This is a genomic window from Streptomyces sp. NPDC050423, assembly GCF_040655445.1.
Lineage (GTDB): Bacteria > Actinomycetota > Actinomycetes > Streptomycetales > Streptomycetaceae > Streptomyces.
The window spans coordinates 1-4,184 of sequence record NZ_JBFAJY010000088.1 but is presented as its reverse complement, the minus strand read 5'-3'; the positions used below and the strand labels follow the sequence as shown (position 1 = coordinate 4,184).

1 protein-coding gene and 1 pseudogene are annotated in these 4,184 nt (G+C 68.6%); one reads left to right on the top strand and one right to left on the bottom strand.

The window, feature by feature from the left end; translation table 11 throughout:
• Positions 1 to 252: pseudogene (locus AB0I52_RS32685) on the bottom strand (hypothetical protein); the annotation flags it as partial.
• Between AB0I52_RS32685 and AB0I52_RS32680 the strand changes: the two are divergent.
• Positions 232 to 4,184: beta-ketoacyl synthase N-terminal-like domain-containing protein (locus AB0I52_RS32680; protein ID WP_363078780.1), on the top strand; the 3,953-nt coding region annotated here is incomplete at its 3' end. The pseudogene AB0I52_RS32685 and the gene AB0I52_RS32680 overlap by 21 nt on opposite strands.

Below are 4,184 nucleotides of genomic sequence, written 5' to 3'. Positions count from 1 at the left end.
GCCGCCCTGGTTCCCCTTCCGATCGACGTCACCGCACTCCGTACCCGTACCGACACCATCCCCGCACTCCTGCGCGACCTCGTCCCCACCACCAGACGACCCGCCGTCCGCGCTGTGGCCGGTGCCGGTGCCGATGCCGGGGCCGGAGGCGGGCAGGAACTGGTGCGCAGTCTGGCCGGTCTCGCCGCCGACGAACGAGCACGCAAGGTGCTGGAGATGGTCCGTGGCCGCGTGGCCAAGGTGCTGGGCCATGCGTCGGCCCAGGCAATCGAGGCGGACCGGCCCTTCCAGGAGCTCGGCTTCGACTCGCTCAGCGCGGTGGAGCTCCGCAACGAACTGAACCTGACGACCGGGCTCAGGCTCCCCGCGACGCTGGTCTTCGACTATCCGACCTCACGAGCCGTGGCGGCGTACATCGACGGCGAACTCGACGGAAGCGAGGTGCGGGAGGCGGAGCGGCCGAGCAGCGGCCCCGCCGTGCGCGACCTGGACGACGAGCCGATCGTCATCGTGGGCATGGCGTGCCGCTACCCGGGCGGAGTGACCTCGCCCGATGACCTGTGGGATCTGGTCGACGCCGGCCGCGACGCGGTGTCGGGGTTCCCGCTCGACCGGGGATGGGACATCGAGGGCGTGTACGACCCCGAGCCGGGAGTGCCGGGCAAGACCTACGCGAACGAGGGCGGGTTCCTCCACGACGCGGGAGACTTCGATCCGGCGTTCTTCGGGATCAGCCCGAACGAGGCCCTGATCATGGACCCCCAGCAGCGCCTGCTGCTGGAGGCATCATGGGAAGCCCTCGAACGTGCGGCCATCGATCCCCGCTCCCTGAAGGGGACCAGGACGGGAGTCTTCGCCGGCCTGATGTACCACGACTACGGCCAGGGAACGGAGGCCGCCGCGACCACGGGCGGCAGCCTGGTGTCCGGCCGCATCTCCTACACGCTGGGCCTTGAGGGACCGTCCCTCACGATCGACACGGCGTGTTCGTCGTCGCTGGTGGCGTTGCACCTGGCGGCCCAGGCTCTGCGCTCGGGTGAGTGCTCGATGGCGCTGGCGGGCGGCGTGGCCGTGATGTCCACCCCGGACATGTTCGTCGAGTTCAGCCGGCAGCGTGGGTTGGCGAAGGACGGTCGGTGCAAGTCGTTCGCGGGTGCCGCGGACGGTGCCGCGTGGTCCGAGGGTGTCGGTGTGCTGCTGGTCGAGCGTCTCTCGGACGCCCGGCGGCTCGGGCACGACGTCCTGGCCGTGGTGCGGGGAAGCGCCATCAACCAGGACGGTGCGAGTAACGGGCTGACGGCTCCGAACGGCCCCTCGCAGCAGCGCGTGATCCGCGCCGCGCTGGAGAACGCCGGGCTGTCGTCCGCCGATGTTGATCTGGTGGAGGCGCATGGTACGGGCACCCGGCTGGGTGATCCGATCGAGGCGCAGGCGTTGCTCGCGACGTATGGGCAGGGGCGCCCGGAGGGCGATCCGCTCTGGTTGGGGTCGTTGAAGTCGAATCTTGGTCATGCGCAGGCGGCTGCGGGTGTGGGTGGTGTGATCAAGGCGGTGCAGGCGATTCGGCATGGTGTGTTGCCGAGGACGTTGCATGTGGATGTGCCGACGCCGCAGGTGGATTGGGCGGCGGGGTCGGTGGAGTTGTTGACGGAGTCTCGGGTGTGGCCGGAGCGGGATCGTCCGCGTCGGGTGGGTGTGTCGTCGTTCGGGCTGAGTGGGACGAACGTGCACGTGATTGTGGAGCAGGCTCCGGTGGAGGTGGAGCCGGCTGAGGTTTCCGTGGTTGGGGTGCCGGTGGTGCCGGTGGTGTTGTCGGCGCGGAGTGAGGCGGGGCTGTCGGGTCAGGCCGCGAAGTTGCTTGAGCGTATGGACGCTTCCGCTTCCTTGTTGGATGTGGGTTTTTCGTCGGTGGTGTCGCGTGCGGTGCTTGAGCATCGTGCGGTGGTGGCGGCGTCGGACCGTGAGGAGCTGGTGCGGGGTCTGACGGCTCTGGTTGAGGGCGAGGTGTCGGCTTCGGTGGTGCGGGGGTCGGTGCGTCCGGCCGGTGCTACGGCCTTCCTGTTCACGGGTCAGGGTGCGCAGCGGTTGGGGATGGGTCGGGAACTGTATGAGGCGTTCCCGGGGTTCGCGGAGGCGTTCGACGCGGTGCTGGTTGAGCTGGATGCCCGGTTGGGGCGTTCGTTGCGTGAGGTGGTGTGGGGTGAGGACGTCGGTCTGTTGAACGGGACGATGTTCGCCCAGGCCGGTCTGTTCGCCGTCGAGACGGCGTTGTTCCGGCTGGTGGAGTCGTGGGGGGTCCGTCCGGACTTCCTGGTCGGCCACTCGGTCGGTGAGATCGCGGCGGCGCACGTCGCGGGTGTGTTGTCGCTGGCGGATGCGGCTGAACTCGTCGTGGCACGTGGTCGGTTGATGCAGGCGCTTCCCGTCGGCGGGTCGATGGTGGCGGTAGAGGCAACGGAGGCCGAGGTGCTTCCGCTACTGAACGACGGAGTTGCGCTGGCTGCGGTGAATGGGCCGCGTGCGGTGGTCGTTTCGGGTACGGAGGATGCGGTTCGCGGGCTGGTCGCGGCGTTCGAGGAGCAGGGGCGCCGGACGAGTGTGCTGCGTGTCTCGCACGCCTTCCATTCGCCGTTGATGGAGCCGATGTTGGCGGAGTTCGGGGCGGTGGTGGCCGGACTGTCGTTTACTGCCCCGTCCGTTCCGGTGGTGTCGAATGTGACGGGCGCGGTGTCGCAGGAGGTCGCGACGCCGTCGTACTGGGTCCGGCATGTGCGGGAGGCCGTGCGGTTCGCGGACGCGGTCCGGTTCCTGGAGGACCAGGGCGTCACGTCCTACGTCGAACTGGGTCCGGATGGTGTGTTGAGCGGTATGGCGCAGCAGTCGGTGGACGCTGAGTCGGCTCTGTTCGTTTCGTTGGTGCGTAAGGGGCGGCCCGAGGTGGCTGTGACTGTTGCGGCGTTGGGTCAGTTGCATGTGGCGGGTGTCTCGGTGGACTGGGCTCGGTTCTTCGAGGGTTCGGGTGCGCGTCGTGTCGATCTGCCGACGTACGCCTTTCAGCGTGAGCGGTTCTGGTTGGAGTGTGTGGGTGGTGGTGATGCTGGTGGTTTGGGTCAGGTGGTGGTTGATCATCCGGTGTTGGGTGCGGCGGTGGCGTTGCCGGATTCTGGTGGTGTGGTGTTGACGGGGCGGTTGTCGGTGGAGGGGATGGGGTGGTTGGCGGATCATGAGGTGTTGGGGTCGGTGTTGTTGCCGGGTGCTGCGTTTGTGGAGTTGGTGGTGCGGGCTGCTGATGAGGTGGGTTGTGGGGTGGTGGAGGAGTTGACGTTGCGGGCGCCGCTGGTTCTTCCGGAGCGTGGTGGTGTGGCGTTGCAGGTGGTGGTGGGTGGTCCGGATGAGGTCGGGTGTCGTTCGGTGCGGGTGCATTCGCGTCGCGAGAGCGATGGCGCGGGTGCGGGCTGGGTGTTGCACGCGGACGGTGTGCTGGGTGCGGGTTCGGGTGAGGCGGTGCCGGCCTTCGACCTCACCGAATGGCCCCCGCCGGGCGCGAACCGGGTGGAGGTCGCCGACATGTACGACCTCCTGGCCGAGCGTGGCTACGGATACGGCCCCGTCTTCCAGGGGCTCAAGGCGGCCTGGATCGCCGGGGAGGAGATCTTCGCGGAGGTCGAACTCGACGACTCCGTACACGCGGATGCCAAGCGGTTCGGGCTGCACCCCGCGCTTCTCGACTCCACCATGCACGCCCTCGGACTCCGAGCGGCCGAACTCGAATCAGGCCCGGCGGGCGACGACCGTCCCGCGCTCCCCTTCTTCTGGGAGGGTGTCCGCCTGTTCGCGTCAGGTCCGACCGCGCTGCGCGTACGCCTCACCGGGGCCGGCGACGACACCGTATCCATGGCGATGGCTGACACCGCCGGAGCACCGGTCCTATCGGTCGACGGACTCACACTCCGTCCGGTGTCGGTGGGGCAGTTGGGTGGGTCGGGTGTGGGTGGTGGGTTGCATGAGGTGGTGTGGCGGCCGTTGGTGTCGGCTGGTGTGGTGGGGGGTGCTGGTGTGTCGGGTGCGGTGGTGTTTGAGGTGCCGTCGGTGGGTGTGGGTGTGGATCCGGTGGTGGGTGTGCGGTCGGTGTTGGGTGGGGTGCTTGAGCGTGTGCAGGGGTGGTTGGCGGATGAGGGTGCTGT